Source organism: Rossellomorea sp. NRS-1567 (genome assembly GCF_050467885.1).
In the GTDB taxonomy this organism is placed as follows: domain Bacteria; phylum Bacillota; class Bacilli; order Bacillales; family Bacillaceae_B; genus Rossellomorea; species Rossellomorea aquimaris_C.
In genome coordinates this window covers 1-20,212 of the sequence record NZ_JBITPL010000012.1, presented here as the reverse complement: position 1 = coordinate 20,212, position 20,212 = coordinate 1, and the positions used below count along the sequence as shown (strand labels likewise).

General features: G+C 41.5%; 23 protein-coding genes and 1 riboswitch. Of the genes, 7 read left to right on the top strand and 16 right to left on the bottom strand.

Features of this window, described 5'->3' with window-relative positions; genetic code table 11:
- The first annotated feature begins 182 nt into the window (after positions 1–182).
- Positions 183–419, top strand: a complete 237-nt coding sequence (locus tag ACIFOD_RS07405; protein ID WP_034763763.1) for a NifU family protein — start codon at positions 183–185, stop codon at positions 417–419.
- A 48-nt stretch (positions 420–467) separates the two neighbouring features.
- Here the strand turns inward: ACIFOD_RS07405 and ACIFOD_RS07400 are convergent, their stop codons facing one another.
- Both ACIFOD_RS07400 and yutH read right to left on the bottom strand, forming a co-directional pair.
- Positions 468–1,430 carry a 2-hydroxyacid dehydrogenase gene (locus tag ACIFOD_RS07400; protein WP_430314094.1) on the bottom strand — a complete coding sequence of 321 codons (963 nt, stop codon included), beginning with the start codon at positions 1,428–1,430 and terminating at the stop codon, positions 468–470.
- A 90-nt stretch (positions 1,431–1,520) separates the two neighbouring features.
- Positions 1,521–2,522: a spore coat putative kinase YutH gene (yutH, locus tag ACIFOD_RS07395; protein ID WP_430314093.1), complete on the bottom strand. Its 1,002-nt coding sequence runs from the start codon at positions 2,520–2,522 to the stop codon at positions 1,521–1,523.
- 284 nt (positions 2,523–2,806) lie between these two features.
- On the opposite strand from yutH, the gene ACIFOD_RS07390 reads away from it, so the two are divergent.
- Entirely contained in the window at positions 2,807–3,307 is a 501-nt protein-coding gene (locus ACIFOD_RS07390; protein WP_113968983.1) for a phosphatidylglycerophosphatase A family protein, read from the top strand.
- A 319-nt stretch (positions 3,308–3,626) separates the two neighbouring features.
- Entirely contained in the window at positions 3,627–3,749 is a 123-nt protein-coding gene (gene sda / locus ACIFOD_RS07385; RefSeq protein WP_430314097.1) for a sporulation histidine kinase inhibitor Sda, read from the top strand.
- Here the strand turns inward: sda and ACIFOD_RS07380 are convergent.
- The 3 genes from ACIFOD_RS07380 to ACIFOD_RS07370 all read right to left on the bottom strand — a co-directional run bounded on the left by ACIFOD_RS07380 (position 3,746) and on the right by ACIFOD_RS07370 (position 5,915).
- Positions 3,746–3,997 carry a helix-turn-helix domain-containing protein gene (locus ACIFOD_RS07380; protein WP_430314092.1) on the bottom strand — a complete coding sequence of 84 codons (252 nt, stop codon included), beginning with the start codon at positions 3,995–3,997 and terminating at the stop codon, positions 3,746–3,748. The genes sda and ACIFOD_RS07380 overlap by 4 nt on opposite strands.
- Before the next feature lie 589 nt (positions 3,998–4,586).
- Positions 4,587–5,351, bottom strand: a complete 765-nt coding sequence (locus ACIFOD_RS07375) for a TIGR01457 family HAD-type hydrolase (RefSeq protein ID WP_430314091.1) — start codon at positions 5,349–5,351, stop codon at positions 4,587–4,589.
- A 126-nt stretch (positions 5,352–5,477) separates the two neighbouring features.
- The gene (locus ACIFOD_RS07370; protein WP_430314090.1) at positions 5,478–5,915 is read right to left on the bottom strand and encodes a DUF86 domain-containing protein; all 438 of its coding nucleotides are present in this window, start codon (positions 5,913–5,915) and stop codon (positions 5,478–5,480) included.
- A gap of 133 nt (positions 5,916–6,048) precedes the next feature.
- Between ACIFOD_RS07370 and ACIFOD_RS07365 the strand changes: the two genes are divergently transcribed.
- Both ACIFOD_RS07365 and ACIFOD_RS07360 read left to right on the top strand, forming a co-directional pair.
- Positions 6,049–6,318, top strand: a complete 270-nt coding sequence (locus ACIFOD_RS07365; RefSeq protein ID WP_148970783.1) for a DUF3055 domain-containing protein — start codon at positions 6,049–6,051, stop codon at positions 6,316–6,318.
- A gap of 76 nt (positions 6,319–6,394) precedes the next feature.
- Entirely contained in the window at positions 6,395–6,697 is a 303-nt protein-coding gene (locus ACIFOD_RS07360) for a cytosolic protein (RefSeq protein WP_113968993.1), read from the top strand.
- 44 nt (positions 6,698–6,741) lie between these two features.
- Here ACIFOD_RS07360 and ACIFOD_RS07355 read toward each other — a convergent pair whose 3' ends face one another.
- Positions 6,742–7,017 carry a YutD family protein gene (locus ACIFOD_RS07355; protein ID WP_113968994.1) on the bottom strand — a complete coding sequence of 92 codons (276 nt, stop codon included), beginning with the start codon at positions 7,015–7,017 and terminating at the stop codon, positions 6,742–6,744.
- Between the two features lie 111 nt (positions 7,018–7,128).
- On the opposite strand from ACIFOD_RS07355, the gene ACIFOD_RS07350 reads away from it, so the two are divergent.
- Positions 7,129–7,848, top strand: a complete 720-nt coding sequence (locus tag ACIFOD_RS07350) for a YhcN/YlaJ family sporulation lipoprotein (protein WP_430314089.1) — start codon at positions 7,129–7,131, stop codon at positions 7,846–7,848.
- Between the two features lie 71 nt (positions 7,849–7,919).
- Here ACIFOD_RS07350 and lipA read toward each other — a convergent pair whose 3' ends face one another.
- Entirely contained in the window at positions 7,920–8,837 is a 918-nt protein-coding gene (lipA, locus tag ACIFOD_RS07345; RefSeq protein ID WP_430314088.1) for a lipoyl synthase, read from the bottom strand.
- A 268-nt stretch (positions 8,838–9,105) separates the two neighbouring features.
- On the opposite strand from lipA, the gene ACIFOD_RS07340 reads away from it, so the two are divergent.
- Positions 9,106–10,065: a M23 family metallopeptidase gene (locus tag ACIFOD_RS07340; RefSeq protein ID WP_430314096.1), complete on the top strand. Its 960-nt coding sequence runs from the start codon at positions 9,106–9,108 to the stop codon at positions 10,063–10,065.
- Between the two features lie 47 nt (positions 10,066–10,112).
- Here the strand turns inward: ACIFOD_RS07340 and ACIFOD_RS07335 are convergent, their stop codons facing one another.
- The 9 genes from ACIFOD_RS07335 to ACIFOD_RS07295 all read right to left on the bottom strand — a co-directional run bounded on the left by ACIFOD_RS07335 (position 10,113) and on the right by ACIFOD_RS07295 (position 19,572).
- On the bottom strand, positions 10,113–10,220 hold the full coding sequence (locus ACIFOD_RS07335; protein WP_113969000.1) for a methionine/alanine import family NSS transporter small subunit: 108 nt from the start codon (positions 10,218–10,220) through the stop codon (positions 10,113–10,115).
- 1 nt (position 10,221) lies between these two features.
- The gene (locus ACIFOD_RS07330) at positions 10,222–11,748 is read right to left on the bottom strand and encodes a sodium-dependent transporter (protein ID WP_428976203.1); all 1,527 of its coding nucleotides are present in this window, start codon (positions 11,746–11,748) and stop codon (positions 10,222–10,224) included.
- 323 nt (positions 11,749–12,071) lie between these two features.
- On the bottom strand, positions 12,072–13,637 hold the full coding sequence (locus ACIFOD_RS07325) for a Na+/H+ antiporter NhaC family protein (protein WP_430314087.1): 1,566 nt from the start codon (positions 13,635–13,637) through the stop codon (positions 12,072–12,074).
- A 115-nt stretch (positions 13,638–13,752) separates the two neighbouring features.
- A riboswitch (Lysine riboswitch) is annotated at positions 13,753–13,935 on the bottom strand.
- A gap of 79 nt (positions 13,936–14,014) precedes the next feature.
- Positions 14,015–14,779 (bottom strand): sporulation protein YunB, encoded by a 765-nt coding sequence (yunB, locus tag ACIFOD_RS07320; RefSeq protein ID WP_148970790.1) that lies wholly within the window; start codon positions 14,777–14,779, stop codon positions 14,015–14,017.
- A gap of 59 nt (positions 14,780–14,838) precedes the next feature.
- Positions 14,839–15,951 carry an HD-GYP domain-containing protein gene (locus ACIFOD_RS07315; protein WP_430314086.1) on the bottom strand — a complete coding sequence of 371 codons (1,113 nt, stop codon included), beginning with the start codon at positions 15,949–15,951 and terminating at the stop codon, positions 14,839–14,841.
- Positions 15,952–16,144: 193 nt separating this feature from the next.
- Complete coding sequence (locus ACIFOD_RS07310; RefSeq protein ID WP_397552883.1) at positions 16,145–16,447, bottom strand: YunC family protein; 303 nt, start codon at positions 16,445–16,447, stop codon at positions 16,145–16,147.
- Positions 16,448–16,503: 56 nt separating this feature from the next.
- Complete coding sequence (locus ACIFOD_RS07305) at positions 16,504–17,856, bottom strand: bifunctional metallophosphatase/5'-nucleotidase (RefSeq protein ID WP_430314085.1); 1,353 nt, start codon at positions 17,854–17,856, stop codon at positions 16,504–16,506.
- Between the two features lie 27 nt (positions 17,857–17,883).
- Positions 17,884–18,708: a sulfite exporter TauE/SafE family protein gene (locus tag ACIFOD_RS07300; RefSeq protein WP_397552881.1), complete on the bottom strand. Its 825-nt coding sequence runs from the start codon at positions 18,706–18,708 to the stop codon at positions 17,884–17,886.
- A gap of 21 nt (positions 18,709–18,729) precedes the next feature.
- Positions 18,730–19,572, bottom strand: coding sequence for a DUF72 domain-containing protein (locus tag ACIFOD_RS07295; protein ID WP_430314095.1), 843 nt, complete (start codon positions 19,570–19,572; stop codon positions 18,730–18,732).
- Between the last annotated feature and the right edge of the window lie 640 nt (positions 19,573–20,212).

Genomic DNA, 20,212 nt, shown 5'->3' with positions numbered 1-20,212 from the left:
AGGAGGCTCGACTTCCTCCCCGGGGAATCTTGTGCCTGGAGTGGAAAGGAACGGTCCATTTTTTCACACTAAAATTCATGAAAAAACAATTTCCAAAAAAGAAATTCCCAATAGTTTGCAGGTTGATAGATTTTTTGTGAATATGTCATTATAATAGAGAGTAAGGAAAGGAGTAGATAATTATGGCTGAAAACGAAATGATTGCACCAGTTCAGGAAGTATTAGATAAATTACGTCCGTTCCTACTTCGCGATGGTGGAGACTGTGAACTAGTGGACGTTGAAGACGGAATCGTTAAATTACGCCTTCTAGGTGCTTGTGGAAGCTGCCCAAGTTCAACGATCACGCTAAAAGCAGGAATCGAACGCGCTTTAGTGGAAGAAGTTCCAGGTATCGTTGAAGTAGAGCAAGTATTCTAATTCCATTCACGTTAAAGCCTAAATCCTTAATCGGATTTAGGCTTTTTTTCATTGTACTTCCGTCTTCGGTTGATCTCCTTTTAAAACTGCCTGAATGTTCTCCACGCATAAGGCCATCATTTCATAACGCGTTTCTTTCGAGGAACTTCCGATATGGGGGATGGCGACAACTTGATCAAAGGCAAGAAGTGGATGATCGGTATCAATCGGCTCTGCTTCGAATACATCCAATCCAGCACCTGCAATGTCACCCCTCTTTAATGCTTTTTCTAATGCCTCTTCATTTACAATCGCTCCACGGGCTGCATTGATGAAAATCGTGGTTTTTTTCATCATGGTGAATTGTTCTTCCTGGAACATGCCTTTCGTTCCCGCATTCAGTGGAGCAAGCACAACAACGAAATCCGACTGGATTAAAAGTTCTTCAAAAGTTACATATTGAACTCCAAGGGCTCTTTCCGCTTCATGCTTCCTGGAACGATTATGATAAAGAATATTCATATTGAACCCCTTGGCTCTTCTTGCTACCGCTTCGCCAATACTTCCCATCCCGAGGATGCCAATGGTTTTATGATGAATATCCATGCCGGAAAGGAGAAGGGGTGACCAGCTTTTCCACTTTCCTTCTTTAATATAACGATCCGCTTCAACGATTCGTCTTGCCGTCGCCATTAACAGAGCAAAGGTTAAGTCGGCCGTAGTTTCCGTTAGGACATCCGGCGTGTTGCAAATGGTTATGCCTAATTCTTTTGCCGCTTCAAGATCTATATTGTCATAGCCCACCGCAAGATTGGCCACGACCCTCAAAAAAGGAGAGTTCTGTAATAGCTGTTTGTCTATCCGGTCCGACAGCATCGTAAGTAAAGCAGTGGAACTCTCTGCTTTACTGAGAAGAATATCCCTTGGCACCGGGACATCCCCATGTTCCCACATGTCGACTTCAAATTCGCTCTGCAATGGTGCAATCACTGATTCAGGCAATTTTCTCGTAATGTATATGGATGGCTTCATATGTATCCCCTACCTTCCCTTCACTTTCCTCCAGTTTAGCATAAAAGTGAAGGGATACAGGGGGTTAAAGTCTGTGAAGACATTGATCGTTTAAAGCCATGCAACAAGGGGAATTCCCCATTTTTTCACCGGAACTTCGGACATATGATAAAAGTCAGACAGAAAGGCCTCATATTGATGAGAATTTTTCAGATAGTTCTCCAGCTTCTCTTCCACTATCTTCTTCTTCTGCTCAGATTCCGAAATATAATATTCCTCGATGCATTCGAAATAATGAAGGGGAAACAGAAGCCGTGAATACAGCAGTCTCCATGAGAATGGTGAAAGTGGGGTGATGGATTCATACTCTCTCATAAATTCCTGAAGCTCAGGATGAAACGTTTGGCTTCGCATGAAATATCTTTCCCTCACCCACTCCGCAATGTCCCGGCTGCAGTGATCGAACACCCACTGAAAAGGAAAATGAATGCATACCTCAGTCCCCCATGTGGATTGAAGAAAACGTTCATGACAAATTGTGCCTGCATCCTCTTGCTTGGGGTCCTCATCAAGCTCCGTATCCACCAAGTACTGAATGGCGTTCTCTGACAAAGCACTGTAATAAGGATAGCTCTCAACAAAACGACGCTCAAACTCATCAGCCGGCTGATCCTGGATAACCTGATAGTACGCTTTCTCTAACTGGGCAAGCCGCTTTTCCCACAGACTCTTCCACTGTCCCATACGATTTATTTTCTCCACCTTTTCTTCAAAGGTCCGTCCCCTGAAATGGAATTTGCTTAACTTTCTTCCCAGCCTATTATCAGGGGGGGATTGGATGCTTTCATTTCGCAGCACCACAAAGTCTTTATCTTTTTCGACAACAAGAAATCTTCCCTCGTTGTTAGGAACGAAGGTTGAAACATGCCGATCCCCCTGACTTTTTAGGTGCTCTGCCAATTTGTAGAGTTCCACCAAGGTTTCTTGTTCCATATTCGTAACACCGACAATACTATATACTAACCCCCCAACCATATATCGATTCATCATTCCATCAAAGAATGCCCGCTCTGGATGCAATCCAAAATGATTGATTAATATTTCTTGAGACATGTTGATCTCTCCTATCTAAAGTGACCGTCTTTTTCTTTTTTACAGGGTGATCTGTGGCAAAGAAGTTCTTTTTCATATTGTCATTTCCCTTCGTTTTGAAGGACACAAATTATATGAATATAACCTTTAAAGACATTTATGAATATCTGAAACTGGAGATGGGCAAGAATGAGAGTAGAAGCTATTATTATGTCTATTTTTTAAATAGGAATCATATGTGTAAAACAAGGCTTCGTCTAATCGAAATAGGGGTTTTATAATCTTTCAAAGAAAAGGTGAATAGGATGAAGGATAAAGAATCAATGGATTTATTAGAGAAAACGGCACGTAAATGGCTGCATGAAAGAGGAGTGGAGATTGAAGATATCGCTCAATTGGTCATGTACCTTCAACAAAAATATCATCCTGATCTTGAACTAAAGGAATGTGTCTATAATGTTGAACGTGTGTTAACGAAGCGGGAAGTACAGAATGCAATACTGACAGGTATTCAACTTGATATATTGGCTGAGAAAAAGATGCTTGAAGAACCGCTTCAAGCGATTATTGAAGTAGATGAAGGACTATATGGTGTGGATGAAATCCTGGCCTTTTCGATTGTGAATGTATATGGATCGATCGGATTTACAAACTACGGATATATCGACAAGCAAAAACCAGGAATTCTGGAGAGGCTGAATGATAAATCATCCGGTATGTGTCATACCTTTTTGGATGATATCGTCGGAGCTATTGCAGCGGCTGCTTCCAGTCGTTTAGCACACAGAGCGAAATGCGCAGAATGAGGTTGAATAAATATCCAAATCAGACGACATGGGTCGTCTGATTTTTTAGTGATAGAAGAAGTGAATAAATACGCTAACAAAATATTCATACTGTATTCCCTAAATGATTGCATACTTCATATAAATAGATCCTTTTAACTAATTTTATTATTGCACATCGATGAATATTTTTATATAATTACAACTATAGTTGTAATTAACGTCAATATAGTTGTAACAAGGCTTCTGCACGAATAAACACCAAATAAAGGCTATCACTTTTATGAGATTCGAGAGAATTTCACATGCTACATACGAAGAATAATTGAGGTGAAATCCTATCCGGCTCCTGAGTGACAAAGCCCTAATCAATGCCTACGAAAAAGCAAAACAGTTAAAACTCAGTAATGAATTTATCATACTGATCGAACAAGAAATTAAAAAGAGAAAATTAGTTCATTAAAGAATCGTTTGATTGTAGATGTCCTGGTGTTCCTCACAAGTCGGCATAATGTCTTCCCATTGGACCTCCAACGAGCATACTATCGCAAACAGCTTGTTCAGAGACGGGTTTGCCTCTCCCTTTTCAATCAACGAAATATAATTGACCGTTAATCCACATTTGTGACTTAATTCTTGTATGGTGATTTCTTTTGCTCTTCTATGGTGCCTTATTTTCTTTCCGACAAGTCCTGTAACTGTAATACTCATTACCTCACTACCCTTTTAAAAATTCTTTAGAAATGACGTGGAATGTTTCGAAAATCAAGCTAAGAAACAGTGACTTTCATTCTTAAAGTTGTTTGCATTCGTAAAGAATAGTTAGAAATTGAAAAGGTATCAATGCTAATAGTCCCCTACTACCTTAGTTGTTTACCCTAGTTGCATACCTTTACACTTCATTTCGTAATATTTTTCAAGAAAAATCTTTATATTCTTATTGTTTTTTCAAATCCTGTCTTCCTGGTCCTTCTGAGTACTCAAATATGTGTAATGGAAAAATTAGTTAGAGGAAAAATCACATAATACTTTAGGAGTATAATTTTCGTTCCTGCTATTATTTATACTCACCCCCACTATCTATAGAGGCATAGACAGTCATAAAAAAGACCCTTACACAGGTCCCCCGAGTATAAATAGTATTTTGATTACTTCTTTTAACACTAGTTCTATTTTACTTATACGAACGATGGTTGTCTATTATGAATATGTTACTAATTTAAGAAATTTTTTCTATTTGAGTACTCAGAAGGGTTTAGAGGAAGTGGAGGCTGTAAATACTGCCCCCACTTTTTTATTGTTATAAATTCCATTCATCTAATGTTTCAATTGTATAGGTTGGTTGAATAGACTTCGAACTCAAAGCTTCTTTGGTTGTTACACCTGTATGAACAAGCAGTGTATCAAGTCCGGCGTTTATCCCGGCCAAAATGTCTGTATCATAATTATCCCCAACCATTAACGTATCTTCCTTAGGCACACCTAATACAGTTAGCGCCTGCTCCATAATGATCGATTCAGGCTTCCCGATAAAGACCGGTTCGGTTTGTGTGGAAACTGTAACAACTGACGTAAGGGAACCGTTCCCTGGAAGCAACCCTCTTTCAGTCGGAATCGCGATATCTCCATTGGTTGAAATAAAGGTAGCTCCATTCCTCACGCCTAAACAAGCGAGAGATAACTTCTCATAATTAATATCACGATCAATTCCCACTACCACGAAATCAGGTTTCTCATCCTGAAGGGTGATGCCGTTTTCTTCCAGTGCTGAACGGATTCCTTCTTCACCGATGACATATGCCGTCCCATTCGGCTTTTTCTTCGCCATATACTGAGCTGTCGCCATGGAAGTAGTAAATACCTGTTCCTTTGTGGCAGGGATATCGAATGACTGCAATTTCTCCGCAACCTGTTCCGGTCTTCTCGAAGAATTATTGGTGACAAACAGATAAGGTAATCCCTTTTCTTGTAAGCGTTTAACAAAATCTCCCGCTTCTTCGATTTTCTCTTTTCCTCTATACATTGTGCCATCTAAGTCAATTAAGTAACCTTTATATTCTTTCATTGTGTACCTCCATATGCTTGTGTATAGTATGTCCAAATCCCGGTAGAGCCTCTGCCATTTTCGGTAAAATGTATTCCATAAATAAAACAAAACGCTCCCTATATAGAAAGCGCTGTCAAATACTGATTAATTTTTAAAGGCAGACACAGGTCCCAATTCATTTTCAAGGTAGCTCTGAACCCGTTGGGGAAACTTCTCTAATGAGTGGAATACCTCGTTTAAAATCGTATGTAATTGCTCATGGTCGATGGCTGTATACTCTTGAACAAGAACCTTACGCTCTGCAACAAGTCTTTTAAGGTCCTCACTCATCTTGTCTCCAATTACCTTTTCATCCAGAAGAATATCAATGATATCCTCATAGCTTCCTGGATCTCTCATAATGAAACCGTCGATCATACTGTTTCCTACATCGAGTATAGATTCAATAATCGTATGAGCCATTCGCTCCAAAGCTAATTTTTCTAATGTCCCGTTCCATTGATCAAGTTCACTAACAGTCTTTAACTGCTCATTCATATACAATAATATTTCCTCAATCTTTTCTCTATCTACGAAATACATGTTGCACCCCTCCCTATGAACGATCCTTCCCTTTATTTTAACATATTTCCCTCACTATCATACAGGTACATCCTGCAATTCTAATCTCAGTTTGTTATGATGAGATAAGCAAAAAAAAGAGGAGGACATCGTCATGAGTGAACGATTTTATTTATACGATGATACAGAAAATACAAAAACACGCTTTGTGAGTTTTATGGGGGAAAATCAGCGGTACGACTTAGCGATTACCCAGACAGCTCGCTATTACGGGAAATCTTTAGTATTAGACCTTCAAGGCAGTCGATTTGCGATCGTCGGCAGGGATGACCTTGATGAACCCGGATATGTAGAAAGTGTATTCAAGCTGACGGAGGAAGAAGCCGATGAATTGAGGGACTTCTTAGGAGAAATCATTATGTAGTCGTTCTAACAGCGCACTATTAAGAATGAAGTCCACTCCACTCTCACATACTACAAGTATGAAAGGTGGGAGATATATGAGTAAAGAACCAAGAGACAAAGAAGAAGAAGTATATAGTGACTTTTCCAATGTTGAAACATACCGCAATTTTATCGTGCCGGAAACACTGCCAGAAGGGCCATACGGCTCTCCCCGAGGAAAGCATACTCCCGTTGAGAACAAAAGCACTCCTTGGAAAGAAGGACAGCGATATTACAGTGCTTTCAACTATGAAAATAAATCACTTCATCAGGATATCCCACGTCAGGAGCCTGGATCACATCCTGTTCATGCAGATCCCGATGTGAATGAGGAACCTCCATATACTGAAAATAAGTAAAATAACAAAAGGAACAAACTGGACGGTTTGTTCCTTTTTCACCATTATTTATTGACTTTTTTCACAAGAAAATAAGCGCAGCCAAAATTACAGTATTCATACAAATAATCCTTATGTGTACTCACCTTTGTGTCAAAAGAGGCTTTTTGATTATGATCATCAAAGAATCCTTTTAAGCGGAGCTGGCCATATCCCCAATCCCCAAGGATAAAGTCGTATTTACTTAAGATGTCACTATATCTTTCCTTAAATGCTTCCTCGTTGAATCCGTCTCTAAATTCTTCAACGATTTCGTAGCATGTATTCTGCACACAAATCATCTTGTCCACCCACTTTCATTTCCTTATCTTAAATTATAACGGATTGTCCATTAATTACTATGAAAAATTGTCATAAGAGATGGTCACCCTATCAAATAGGGGGTGTTTAACTTGAATAAATTCATTCTGGGTACAACTGTACTAAGTATTGCGCTAATCGGAACTGCTTGCGATGGAATTGACACGGCCAATGAAGAAATGTTTCACAACAATGGAAATACCATTAACGTGAATGACCGGGAGGACCTGTACAATGAAAATAGCTGGACGAAAAAAGGTGCTCACCGCGGTGAGGACTTCGGCTATGTTCGACAACAGAAAAGTCCCACAGGTGGTCAAACCATTTCCACTAAGGATATGTACAGCATCAATCGGGAACAAGTAGCCGACACCATCAGCAAAATGAGTGTCTCACTTCCAGACGTCAAGGATTGTTCCACTCTTGTAACTGACGAAGAAGTGCTGATTTCATACGTGACGGACAAAAAGGATAAAGACGGCCGCTTTGAAGTAGCCGACCAAGTAAAGAAAACAGCCATGTCGGTTATTCCCCGTTGGTACCATGTCTATGTGACCGATGACAAGAGTCTGATGCGCAATGTAGAAAACCTGGCTAAAATGGATAGCGATAGCCGTAACGCCAACACAGCCATTGATGATACCATCAACCTTATGCTGCAAGATTCTCCTCAGGGAAGAAATGTAGACGCAGGTGAAAATCCAAATGGTGAAATGACATCTGAGAAATACGAAATGCAAGACGATGATGTCCACAAAATCAACAAAGACCGCCAAAAGCGAAAAGATAACACAGATAACATGGTCGATTAGCTCTTTGCTACAAAAAGGACTGACTGTTAGAGATCTTCTCCTTCAAGTCAGTCCTTTTTTAATATGAATATTTATGCCTTTTGAACTTCTTGCTCACCGGCTGCTTGTCTTGCTTTGGCAGCTGCATTAACTTGCTCATCTGCATGGTAGGAAGAACGAACGAGGGGTCCTGCTTCACAGTGACTGAAGCCTTTTTCCATCGCTGCTTCACGCAGTTCAGCAAACTCATCCGGGTGATAATATTTCTGTACTTTCAAGTGTTTCTTAGATGGCTGCAGGTATTGACCTAATGTCACAATATCCACATGACTTGCACGCAGATCGTCCAATGTTTCAAGAATTTCTTCCTTCGTTTCCCCAAGACCAACCATGATACTTGATTTTGTTGGAATTTCCGGATTTAATTCTTTTGCACGACGCAGGAATTCCAATGTACGATCGTAAGTGGCGCGGGCACGAACTCTTGGAGTCAAGCGACGAACGGTTTCGACATTGTAGTTCATGATGTCTGGCTTTGCATCCATCAATGTCTTGATATTATCGAAAATCCCACCCATATCAGAAGGTAATACTTCTATGGAAGTGAACGGGCTCTTACGACGAATGGCACGAACCGTTTCAGCAAATACTTGCGATCCACCATCTTTCAGGTCATCACGTGCAACCGCTGTAATGACTACATGCTTCAGGTTCATTAATTGAACTGAATCAGCAACGCGTTCTGGTTCTTTCAGATCTAATTCAGTTGGCAGACCTGTTTTTACTGCGCAGAAACGGCATGCCCGTGTACAAATATCTCCAAGAATCATGAAGGTAGCTGTTCTTCTAGTTCCCCAACATTCATGAATATTAGGACAACGAGCCTCTTCACATACCGTATGAAGGTTGTTCTCACGCATCATTTTCTTCAAGCCCATATAGTTATCATTCGTATTCAGCTTAATTTTCAGCCAATCCGGTTTACGAATGTGTTCATCTTTCTTACTCATACCCCTCATCTCCAATCCTAAATAATTCTGACTTAGGCAAAGAGTGAAACGCTTTCTCAATCGTTCATCTTATGTAAAAAAAGCCATCATCAATATACTTCTTTTGTCACTTTATCATACTAAAAAAGTGAAAACAAGCATGTGATACCCTATTACCATTTATTGATGATTATGAATCCCGATGAACGATACAAACTAGAAGTAGGCCCCAAAAAATGGAGGGATTATTTTGTACAAACGATTGGTCTTAGCCTTTGTGGCTATTTGCATGTTGATAGGTCCTTGTCAAACCTTTGCTGCGGAAAAGTTGACAGACGAACAGGTTCACACGAAAAGGATGGAGTTATTTCAGAAAAGAGCGGCTCTGACTCATATTCCCTGGTACTATCTTGCTGCTGTTGATCAATACGAACGCAGTCTGCGGTTTGCCCGCAAAGATAGGGAAAAGCCCTCTTCACTTATATCGGTCTATATGGAGCCGGAAAAATGGGTTGGTCCTCTGAATCCCAACCGGGAAGATGACAACCCTGGAACGATCGCCCTCTTCAACGGAATAGGCCGGGATGGAGACTTCGATGGAAAAGCGAGCCTGAAGAGTGATGAAGATATACTGGCTGCTTTGACAGATTTTATATTACGATACGGAATTGACCGGGATAACTTCAAGCTTGCTCTGTGGGACTATTACAAACGTGATAAAACGGTCAGTATCATCATGGGAAATGCAAAAATCTATAAACAATACGGCACCATCCATTTAAACCAGAAAGCCTTCCCCCTTCCCCTCAGATTCAACTACAGTTACCGAAACACCTGGGGTGATGCCCGAGGTTGGGGAGGAAGACGCATTCACGAAGGGACGGACCTCTTTGCTGATTATGGTGTACCTGTAAGAGCGACATCGTATGGAATCATTGAGATGAAAGGATGGAACCGATATGGAGGCTGGCGTATCGGCATACGTGACATTAATAATACGTATCATTATTTTGCCCACCTTAGTGGTTTCTCTAAAGATCTTCATATAGGTCAAGTGGTGGAACCGGGAATGGTTATTGGCGGTGTTGGGAGCTCCGGATACGGACCCCCTGGGACATCAGGGAAATTCCCTCCTCATCTGCACTACGGAATGTACAAGGATAATGGTTTGACGGAATGGTCATTTGATCCTTACCCTCACTTACGCATGTGGGAACGTCAAGACAGAATCAAAAGCAAAAAACGTTAAAAAAGCAGACAATGGTTAACCCATCGTCTGCTTCATCTTTGTACTCTTTACACCTGTTTTTTGGATTTGGAAACAGCGTTAATGATACTAGCTGCTAATCCACCCCAGATGATGACCATTCCTACAATCATCATTGCAATCGCACTACCAGTCATGTTAGCCAACCTCCTTATAGCTTTCAGCTTCTGTTTTCGCATGCCAGCGTTTGAATGAGAAGGCAACACCTGCAAGAATTGCGAATCCTGCAACAAACCATCCGCTGTAAAGGATGAAGGCATCTGAGTAACCTCCATAGTTTCCAGTTTCAGTTTCAAATTCTCTTAATAAATTCATTTTGAATAATCCGAACATCATCCATCCAAGAACGATTGGTGTGATGACGCCTAAGCATATTTTCCACCAGGCACCAAGCTGAATATCCGAAATTCCATTAGCGTGAGATTGGAAAGCACCTAACTTACGCAGGAACCAGGCAATCACCACCACTTCAACTAATCCGGCGAATGCTACACCAAACTGGTTGATAAAGTAATCTGCCGCATCCAGGAAGAGTAATCCGCCCTGAGTGGCAAATAAGATCGAGATGATCGCAGAAAGACCTCCACCGAACAGAACGGCTTTGGTACGGGAAATTCCGAACTTTTCAGAAACCCCTGCTACATACGTTTCCGTAATCGAGATGAGTGATGACAGTCCCGCTAACACCAGGGAAGCAAAGAACAAGAATCCGAATAAACCGTTAAGAGCCGGGAATTCGTTAATGATCTGCGGGAATACCACAAACGCCAATCCAACTCCCCCGCTTACTACTTCCTGAACCCCTACACCTTGAGATTGAGCCATGAAGCCTAAAGCAGCAAATACCCCAATACCTGCCAGCAATTCGAACCCTGAGTTACTGAAACCCGTGATGAATGCGTTATTTGTAATATCCGATTTCTTCGGAAGGTAACTGGAATACGTAATCATAATCGCGAATGCGATGGATAAGCTGAAGAAAATTTGTCCGTATGCCGCTACCCAAACACCAGGGTCAGCTATTTTGCTGAAATCCGGTTTGAAGAAAGCATCCAGACCATCCAATGCTCCAGGTAATGTTAAAGCGCGAACAACAATGATTAAGAATAAAATAACTAGTGCCGGAATAAAGATCTTATTCGCTACTTCGATTCCTTTCTTTACACCTTTGAAAAGAATCCCTAATGTAATCACCCATACCAATACAAGCGGAATGAATACTCCAGGAACGATACTGCCTGTCTGACCTGGATCAACCGTCAGCTTCAAATAGTCATTGAATAAGAATGACTCTGTATCCTTCCCCCAACCTAAATTGAAAGAAAACACACTGTACGACATCGCCCATGCGATAATGACGGCATAATAGGTAGAAATGACAAATGCGATTAATACCTGCCACCAGCCAAGCCACTCTGATTTCCTATTAAGACGGAAATAAGATAGTGGTGCCGACCCACGGTACTTATGACCTAACGTAAATTCAAGCACTAATAATGGAATACCTGCTGTAAGAAGAGCGAATAAATATGGAATAAAGAATGCTCCTCCACCATTTTCATACGCTACTGCTGGAAAACGCCAAATGTTTCCCAAACCGATTGCTGATCCGACAGCAGCTAGAATAAATCCTGCTCGTGTTCCAAACTGGGCACGTTTCTCCATGTTGGTTCCCCCCTAGTTCTTTTCAACTACCATATTAAGGTATTTGAAATTTTTATATTTTCAGATTATTTATAATCTAAAGTCAGTATAGCTAGTTCCACGGCAATTGTCAAAGCTATTTTGAAGCTTATAGAGAGATTTTTTCAAATCGGGACAGGTACTATATCACTATAAGAATTTTGTCGAACCATGAAGGATTAATGATCGGAAAGGTTGAGTTGGGTTTCGGGATACCACCACGGGTTTTAATAAATACCCTGACATCAATACGAATGCATAATGAAAAACCAGAAGCCAATATAAGCTCCTGGTTTTTCATTTAATTATTGTTCTGAAACAGCTGGTTTTGCTTTTTCACCAAACAGAAAAGCGAATGCGACGATTAAAATGATGACAACACCGAGACCGAACAGCGTGCTTCCAGTGAATCCTAATACAAGGTATCCAATCGATGCAGCAACCGCTCCGATTAATGCATATGGAAGCTGTGTAAGAACGTGATCGATATGGTTGCTTCCTGCTCCTGTAGAGGAAAGGATGGTTGTATCCGAAATTGGAGAACAGTGATCTCCCAATACGGATCCAGCTAAAACAGCTGCCATAGCAGGAAGTAAGATGCTTACATCTGTAGCTGCAGCAATTTCACCGGCGATCGGAAGTAAGATTCCGAAAGATCCCCATGAGGTTCCCGTCGAGAATGCCATGATTCCGGCAACTAAGAACAATATGACCGGAAGTGCCTGCATCGGTAAGCTTGATTGTTCAACCAGACCCGCAAGGTACGTACCCGTTTGCAATTGATCGATCAATGTGACGATCGTCCAGGCGAAGATAAGGATGTAAACGGCTGGCAGCATGGATTTGATCCCTTCCACTACTGCTGTTCCAACGGCTTTCCCTTCGATTCCTTTCAAGCTGACTTGACGAAGGAAGAAGATCAGTGCAACAAGGAGACCGAATAACCCACCATATAATAATGATTTCGTTACATCTGTATTTTCAAAAATCGGCAGGATGTCAAAAGATCCAACTGCTTGATATCCTGTCCAGAGCATCATTCCAATCGTACCGATAACAAGAGCTACGATTGGCCAGACAAGATCACCTACTGATCCTTTCGAGCTGACAGGCAGATCATTCTTCAATTCGCCTGGAATCTCTTTTTCAGGATCATAAAGGGCTCCCGTTTCAAGGGCTCTGACTTCATGCTCTTTCATCTTTCCAAAGTCCAGGCCTTTAGCAGCAACCATGATGACAAGCAGGACAGCTGCCCAGACATAAAGGTTCATCGGAATCATTTGAACGAAGGCTGAAAATGCTGTGTACTCTGTGATACTGTGTGTAGCCAGAATCGAACCGATAATACCGATGATGTACGCTCCCCAACTTGAGATTGGTGAAACGACACAAATGGGTGCCGATGTCGAGTCGATGATATAGGCCAGTTTCGCACGTGAAATTTTGTGACGATCCGTAATGGGTCTCGAAACCTGTCCAACGGCAAGGGCGTTAAAATAGTCATCAATAAAAATTATGATACCTAAAACGGCTGCAAGAAGCTGCGCCCCTTTTCTCGTTTTCACTCGTTTCATCGCCCATTCACCGAATGCGCGGCTACCGCCGGAAATATTCACAAATGCTGTGATGACTCCTAGAATGAGTAAGAAGAAAATAATATAGACATTCCAGGTGTTGAGTGCTCCATCTGCGACAAAGATGCCTTTAAAGGCGTCCCACATAAAGCTGAATGTTTTCGAAATTGAGAAATCTGCTAACAGAAAGGCAGACGCAACGATTCCTACTCCCAGTGAAAGTAGAACCCGTCTCGTAAGTATAACCATAAGAATGGCTAAAAGGGGTGGTAATAGTGAGTAAATCGTGTTTTCCATAATGTCCTCCTCCTATTTGATAGGGGGGAACCATCGTAGCATGATAGAGGATAATAAAAAAAGGCAACGATAGAGAAGCTATCATTACCTTAGTAAGTAATTTAAGTGCTCCATCACGATCTGTAGCTCCCCATTATAGAGATTCCCCTATAATGACAGTGTTATCCTTCTTCAAGATAACCCCAGCAAATACACATTCGACATGCATAATTACTTCGGCAAAAGTTCCCTTTCATCTGTTCTCACAGTTGTCATTCTCAAACAGCTTACTCTTGAACTCTGCGCCTCTACCCCATCGGACTGATGATGTGGTGTGTTATAAAATTTTCTTTATTAATATAACAAACTATCATTCTTTTGACAACTTTTTTTCCTGACTAATTTGTGGGAATTTCAATGGAAGGACTGGATTCCCCTCCTCCATTGTTATAAAACTGCGGTACATCCAGGTGAACGGTACCCATGGCAACCAGGATATCCTGCTTGATGGTTTCGGTTTTCGTTGCAAATGGAATGATGATCTGGACATTGACTTCCAGCTCGACAAACACTTTCACAACAGCATTATTAATCCCAAATTGCTCTACCGTAGTTTTAATATCAGAACGGACATCTCCGATGGAATGAAAGCGAATCGGCACTTTTGGCCCAAGGTTACCGAGTAACACGTTGTTGGTCGCTTGACCAAGAGGCACCGAGTAAGTAATCCCTTTCGCTGCTTTAGACTTCCCTTCATCAATTTCCACTTCGGTAATAAATTCAAGGTTTTCTAAATTTCCTTCTTCTGCTTCTTGAAGGTTTTGCTGAACTAAGTTGGTGATTTCTGCCTGAACCCGATTGATGGTTTGAGTATTATATTTAAATGAAACAATGTCGCCTTCTGTATTCTTTACTTCCTCGGTTATATCCGAAATATCAAGAACATCGGCAATTTTTTTGTTTATCGCTTTATTAATAACCAACGTACCGATCCTGCTGGTTTGAGTTTCAGCATACGCAAGCAGTGTCGGTTTCAAACCTTTGTTAATGATCCACAATCCGAATCCAGTCGAAATCATAAAGAATAGAATCGTGATGATCATCACATAACGAAAAGGCAGCGGCCCTCCTCTTCGGGGTTTGTATGTTTTAAACTTTGACAAAAAAATCCCCCCTTACAAGCTATTTGTATGCAAAGTAAGAGGGGTTTAACGCAAAAAAATTATTTAATTTTAAGAGATTGGGGTTCATAATCCGGATCAAATCCGGTAATTACCTTATCTAATTCCGTACTTAAATCCATGGTATAAGGCGTTTGTATTTCCTGTCCATCTTCTTCGATGATCCGAATCACCGGTCGTTCCGTTACACCTTTATTTTGATCGGTCACAATTCCTTTTCGGCCATCATTCATCTCGACAACCATCCCATTCGGATACATGGCCACAGAAGACCTGAAGGCTTCAATCACATTTGCATCAAACAGAGTACCGCTTCCTGCATATAATACCTCCAGCGCTTGATGTGGAAGCATGGCTTTCCGGTATACACGATTTGACGTCATAGCGTCGAATACATCGGCCACCGCTATGATTTTTGCAAAGGGGTGGATATCCTCACCTTTGATCCCTCGTGGATAACCAGATCCATCAAGCCTCTCATGGTGCTGGTACGCGCAGTGAGCAATGATCAGGGACACAGAATGAAGCTGTCGCAAAATCTCAAAACCGTGTTCTGAATGCTTCTTGATTTCACCAAATTCGTCTTCTGTCAGCTTCCCTGGTTTCAGGAGAATTTCCTCCGGCACAAGCATCTTACCGATATCATGCAAAATTGCCCCCACGCCTAACTGCTCGAGCTGTTTGGTAGACAGTTTAAGTTCCAGACCTATGGATAACGTATACAAAGTCACATTAAATGAATGGTGAAAAATATAGGAGTCATATGTGAAAACATCCGTCAAAATGGTTAGGAGATCATGATTCGCCTTTACTTCAGACAAGACTACATCAATCACCTGCTTCAATTGCTTGGCACTATCTTCAATCATGAGCACACCAGGTGGCGCTTTCGATGCGCTTAGTTGATTAAAGGCCATCTCAATATTGTTTACAGCTTGCTGCCTTACCTTACTCGAAACAGTTCCCTTTACATGGATTCCCTTCGATAGGGAATCTTCAATATAGACATACTGTATACTAAGCTCCTGCAATCTGAAAATCATCCGTTCTGTAATCGGAACGTTATCATGAATTAAAGCTTGACCTCTCATATTATATACGGTTGTAGCTAGAACCATGCCCGGTTTCAAAGCCCTAGTTGATATTAGCCTCATAGAATTCTCCTATGTAATTCTTTCATTTTTCGACAAAATTTCCTAGTATCTCCATTATAAAGGATAAAAACGTTCTTGCAAGGTGTATTTCCTTATATATTGTTAATTATTCATGAAAGAATATAAAGCGGGTGTTGATATTCACCCAACAAAAAACCAGCGCTTTCAAAAAAGCAGCTGGTCCTTTTAACTCTTATATCATTTTCAACAATGCATCCCGGCCGATCATGCCCGGTGTGATGCCGCGATTTTCTGCCTCATAGGTGATGGATTCCAGAGGGGCGTCCAGGAGCTGATCGATTGTTTTTACACCGACGGCTCTTCCCGCAATGATTCCTCTGTCTTTCAACTTCTCATTTAGTAACGCTACGTCCAGTGCTCCACACATTATATATCCTATATCACTCGTCACAACGAGGAGATTGGTTTTGGGCAGTTCAACAGAAATCGCTAAAAAGGTATGTCCCTGAATGGTAATCGGAGATACATTCATCATGTTTCATCGCTCCTTTCCCTCATATGTATGACGAGAGGATGGAAACGGTGATACATTTACTGCTTTAATTTCCACTGGAGGATATCCCTTAAAAACTCAGGCATAAAGTATTTTTTCCCGAGCCTTTGAAGATCTGGAAAGAAGTGGCCAAACGTGAACATATCAGGTAAGGCAAGCTTGTATATCTTCTGTGAATCAATCGGGTTGTGATCGATTAAGATTTCATGGCCTTTGAATTGAATATTCGTATATACAAACCGGCCCATCACTTTGCCTCTGAACCCTAATCCTTTTACTTGAAGATGCGGCCATTCCTCATTAAATGTTTGTTTAATGATTTCCTTCAGCTCTGCCCCCTTCATCTCGATGAGACATGGATTGATGGGATGAGGCAAAATCCGGTGCAGATCCTGTTTCGTCACTGTCCCCTCATTCAGTCCATCAATGAGTAAGCCTGAATTGAGGAAGGCACAATCAGCCTCGCACCATTCAGCAAGAGCATCACATAACACATTTGGAAGTGGGGAAGGATTAAACCAATCCACTGGCAGGCGTTTGGCAAGCTCGGTTACTTCCTCCCCTAACAAATCCTCTCCTTCTCGATACCACTCGAGATTTTCCTGCTCTTCTTTTTCGACAAAGGGAAGCTCCTGCTGTTCATAAAGTTGTGCTTTTTTGCCGACAATCTTTTTACTGGCAGTGTCAACCTCAATCATCATATGACCGACATAATGACCATATTTTCCTGCTGCGCCAAGCATCGTCCCCTTAATTTCTTTTCCTTGATGCAAAACATGATGGGTATGAGCTCCAAGGATAACGTCTACTTCGGGAAATCGCTCTGCAATCAGCTCATCATCCCGAATCCCCAGATGGGAAAGAAGAATCACCATATCCACCTGCGGGTGAAGCTCTTGAACCAATTTCTCAAGCTCCTCCACCGGAGATGTAATATTCCAACCCAGGGCTTTATAAAAAGGTTTGAAATAAGCTGTCAATCCGATGACACCAATCTTCATGCCATTATTCGTTTGATAAACATGATGGGTTTTGACCCAGCTTGGATGCTGCGACGACCGATCTAATAGATTGCCTACAATCACGTGAAAATCTGCATTTTCATAGAGGCTGTTTAAATCTTCATAGTCCAGTGTAATTCCTTCATTGTTCCCAATTGTTACTGCATCAAAGCCGACTTCATTTAGAAAATCGATATTTCCTTTTCCTAAAGTCGCTTCACTTAATGGATGCCAGCGGTCTACATGATCTCCGATATCAAATAGATAAACAGGCTCCCCTTCATCCAGATGCCATTGTTTTCTCATCTTCAAAAAATCCCGAATCCTTGACCAATGTTCAAAATGACTGTGAAGGTCGTTTGTATGATAAATATGAATGGTTTCTCTCACTATTTGCTCACTCCTATTGGAGGTATGTTATCCTGTAATACCTTGGTAAATCAAACGAATTCCAATTAAAACCAATATAATCCGTAAAACACTCACTAAGACTTTTGATTCAAGCTTCGTATTCAAATAGGCCCCAAACTTCGCCCCTATCCAGGCGCCTGGAATGAGTGCCAGTGCATACAACCACTTGACATTGCCAAACATGACATGCGTTCCCGAGCTGACCAAAGCCGATAGAAAAATCATGAACATGGAAGTGGCGACGGCTACATGAGGTGGAAATAGAAAAATCAAGATCATTGCAGGTACCATTAATGATCCACCGCCGATACCAAATAAACCAGATGTAAATCCAACTACAAAGGCAATAGCCGCTCCTAATACAGGAGGATATCCATATCGGAAGGTGTTTCCGCCCGGATCGGTAAATTCCCGTTGAAAAGAGGCATCCTTGAATTTCTCAATAGGCTTCAACTTGTTTCTTATCATGAGCACAATGGCAATCAGAATCATAAAAATACCAAAATATAAATTAAAGCTTTCCATGTTCAATCCCTTGTTTACCCATGCTCCAAGTATTGAACCCGGCCCGCTGCCGGCAAAGAAGATCAGGCCGCTTTTATAATCAACGGTCTTATGCTTTAAATAAGCAAGGGTGGATGATAACCCTGTGAAAATCATAATGACCAATGATGTTCCTACAGCTGTCTGAGGATTCATTCCCTCTATCAAGCTTGTATATGTACCGAAATAGATAAGGGCAGGAACAATGATGACTCCTCCGCCCAGTCCTACGAGGGACCCTATCGCTCCTGCTAGTAGTCCGATTGATAGAAGAACGATCCATTCCATCTGTCTTTCATCTCCTGTCAGCTAAAATAAATCCAGTTGCTTTGGTGCAAGTCCACCATATTCAAGGTCTAATAATTCAATGAGCTCTTTTGCATTGTCAGCGGCATCTCCACCAGAATTATTATTAAAAAGAATATAGAGATCTTCAGAGGTTTCGTGTAACTGATGAATATGCGGAATCCACTCCTCAAGCTCTGCTCGATTATAGCGATATAAATAACGAACCTCCCGCCAGTCTTCCCCATTCGGTTTATTCCAGCCGTACAGATTTCTGCCGTGAAAACGAATGAGCGTGGCATCTTTATGAGTGGTTTCCAACACCCGTGGTACAGATCCTTCCCCCGCTTGCGGTTCATCGCAAATGCTATGGATCCACCCTTCCTTTTTCATAAACGTTAACGTCTTATCCCGGAACTCCGGTCTGAACCAGCTTTGATTCCGAAACTCCAACGATAGTGGAAATCCCTTTAGCTGCTCCCGGCAGTACCGGATATAGTCAACATGCTCCTTTTTACAATCGTACCAAGGGGGGAATTGAAGCAGAACCATCGCTAATTTACCTGAATCTACGTACGGAGCAAGGGATTCCTTAAAGGCATTGAACATCTCTTCCTTTGTTTCAAAAGGGATCTCTCCCCGCTGATGTCCAGTCATTCCCTGATAAGCCTTTACAATAAACTTAAAGTCTTTCGGTGTTTCTTTTACCCATTTTTCAGCATTTCGAAGAGGCTGGACCGCATAGAAAGTTGTGTCCACCTCGACAATCGGAAAATGTGCACCGTATTCTTTTAGTTTGTCCCTTGGGGAAACATTTTCATAAAGGGTATCATGATCTCCCCAGCCTGTTACTCCTATGTATATCATCTTCATTCACCTGCTTTATTATGAACATGTCCATTTTATCATAAGAGAAATGGAAATTCTTAAGTTTGGATTCAATGGGGAAGAATAGCGGGATTTAGTTAATTATGAAGGCTCTTTTCTCAGATTTTGTTACATACATTTAATCTACCGGGCACTGCCAAATAGTGTGTGCATGATGGTGAGGGGAACCGCTCCGCTTTCCGCGGACGTTCGGCCGAGCCTCCTCAGCTTCGCTTCCGGGGTCTCGGTACGCCCGTTCTTCCGCAGGAGTCTACGCAGTTCCCCTCACCATCTATAGAAGTATTTCGTGGCAGAGCCAAAAGGTGACAAAAAACATTCAAAAAAATACATTTTTTCATTTACAAGAGGTATTGATTGGTTCTCTTATTTTTTGTCATTACTAATTTATATGAGGACAAGCTAAATCCTTGGCGGGTAATATCGGTAGCCATTCACTAATATCTGATTTTCGAATTATCCTAATGAGGTTTTGTGCTCCTTTCTGTTTGTCTATAAGTTAATAGGAAGTGAGAATATAGAAGCACAGAGTGGATTGTAGCGGAAGGCACTTGACTCCTGCGGGTAATAGAGGAAAGGTCGAGACCCCGCAGGGCAAAGCTGCACTGGCCCCATAATGTTG

What these genes read in the sequence shown, in the direction of transcription:
- ACIFOD_RS07405 (WP_034763763.1), top strand. Translation starts at nt 183, where the DNA reads ATGGCTGAAAACGAAATGATTGCACCAGTTCAGGAAGTATTAGATAAA.
- ACIFOD_RS07400 (WP_430314094.1), bottom strand. Translation starts at nt 1,430, where the DNA reads ATGAAGCCATCCATATACATTACGAGAAAATTGCCTGAATCAGTGATT.
- yutH (WP_430314093.1), bottom strand. Translation starts at nt 2,522, where the DNA reads ATGTCTCAAGAAATATTAATCAATCATTTTGGATTGCATCCAGAGCGG.
- ACIFOD_RS07390 (WP_113968983.1), top strand. Translation starts at nt 2,807, where the DNA reads ATGAAGGATAAAGAATCAATGGATTTATTAGAGAAAACGGCACGTAAA.
- ACIFOD_RS07380 (WP_430314092.1), bottom strand. Translation starts at nt 3,997, where the DNA reads ATGAGTATTACAGTTACAGGACTTGTCGGAAAGAAAATAAGGCACCAT.
- ACIFOD_RS07375 (WP_430314091.1), bottom strand. Translation starts at nt 5,351, where the DNA reads ATGAAAGAATATAAAGGTTACTTAATTGACTTAGATGGCACAATGTAT.
- ACIFOD_RS07370 (WP_430314090.1), bottom strand. Translation starts at nt 5,915, where the DNA reads ATGTATTTCGTAGATAGAGAAAAGATTGAGGAAATATTATTGTATATG.
- ACIFOD_RS07365 (WP_148970783.1), top strand. Translation starts at nt 6,049, where the DNA reads ATGAGTGAACGATTTTATTTATACGATGATACAGAAAATACAAAAACA.
- ACIFOD_RS07360 (WP_113968993.1), top strand. Translation starts at nt 6,395, where the DNA reads ATGAGTAAAGAACCAAGAGACAAAGAAGAAGAAGTATATAGTGACTTT.
- ACIFOD_RS07355 (WP_113968994.1), bottom strand. Translation starts at nt 7,017, where the DNA reads ATGATTTGTGTGCAGAATACATGCTACGAAATCGTTGAAGAATTTAGA.
- lipA (WP_430314088.1), bottom strand. Translation starts at nt 8,837, where the DNA reads ATGAGTAAGAAAGATGAACACATTCGTAAACCGGATTGGCTGAAAATT.
- ACIFOD_RS07340 (WP_430314096.1), top strand. Translation starts at nt 9,106, where the DNA reads ATGTTGATAGGTCCTTGTCAAACCTTTGCTGCGGAAAAGTTGACAGAC.
- ACIFOD_RS07335 (WP_113969000.1), bottom strand. Translation starts at nt 10,220, where the DNA reads ATGACTGGTAGTGCGATTGCAATGATGATTGTAGGAATGGTCATCATC.
- ACIFOD_RS07330 (WP_428976203.1), bottom strand. Translation starts at nt 11,748, where the DNA reads ATGGAGAAACGTGCCCAGTTTGGAACACGAGCAGGATTTATTCTAGCT.
- ACIFOD_RS07325 (WP_430314087.1), bottom strand. Translation starts at nt 13,637, where the DNA reads ATGGAAAACACGATTTACTCACTATTACCACCCCTTTTAGCCATTCTT.
- ACIFOD_RS07315 (WP_430314086.1), bottom strand. Translation starts at nt 15,951, where the DNA reads ATGAGGCTAATATCAACTAGGGCTTTGAAACCGGGCATGGTTCTAGCT.
- ACIFOD_RS07310 (WP_397552883.1), bottom strand. Translation starts at nt 16,447, where the DNA reads ATGATGAATGTATCTCCGATTACCATTCAGGGACATACCTTTTTAGCG.
- ACIFOD_RS07300 (WP_397552881.1), bottom strand. Translation starts at nt 18,708, where the DNA reads ATGGAATGGATCGTTCTTCTATCAATCGGACTACTAGCAGGAGCGATA.
- ACIFOD_RS07295 (WP_430314095.1), bottom strand. Translation starts at nt 19,572, where the DNA reads ATGATATACATAGGAGTAACAGGCTGGGGAGATCATGATACCCTTTAT.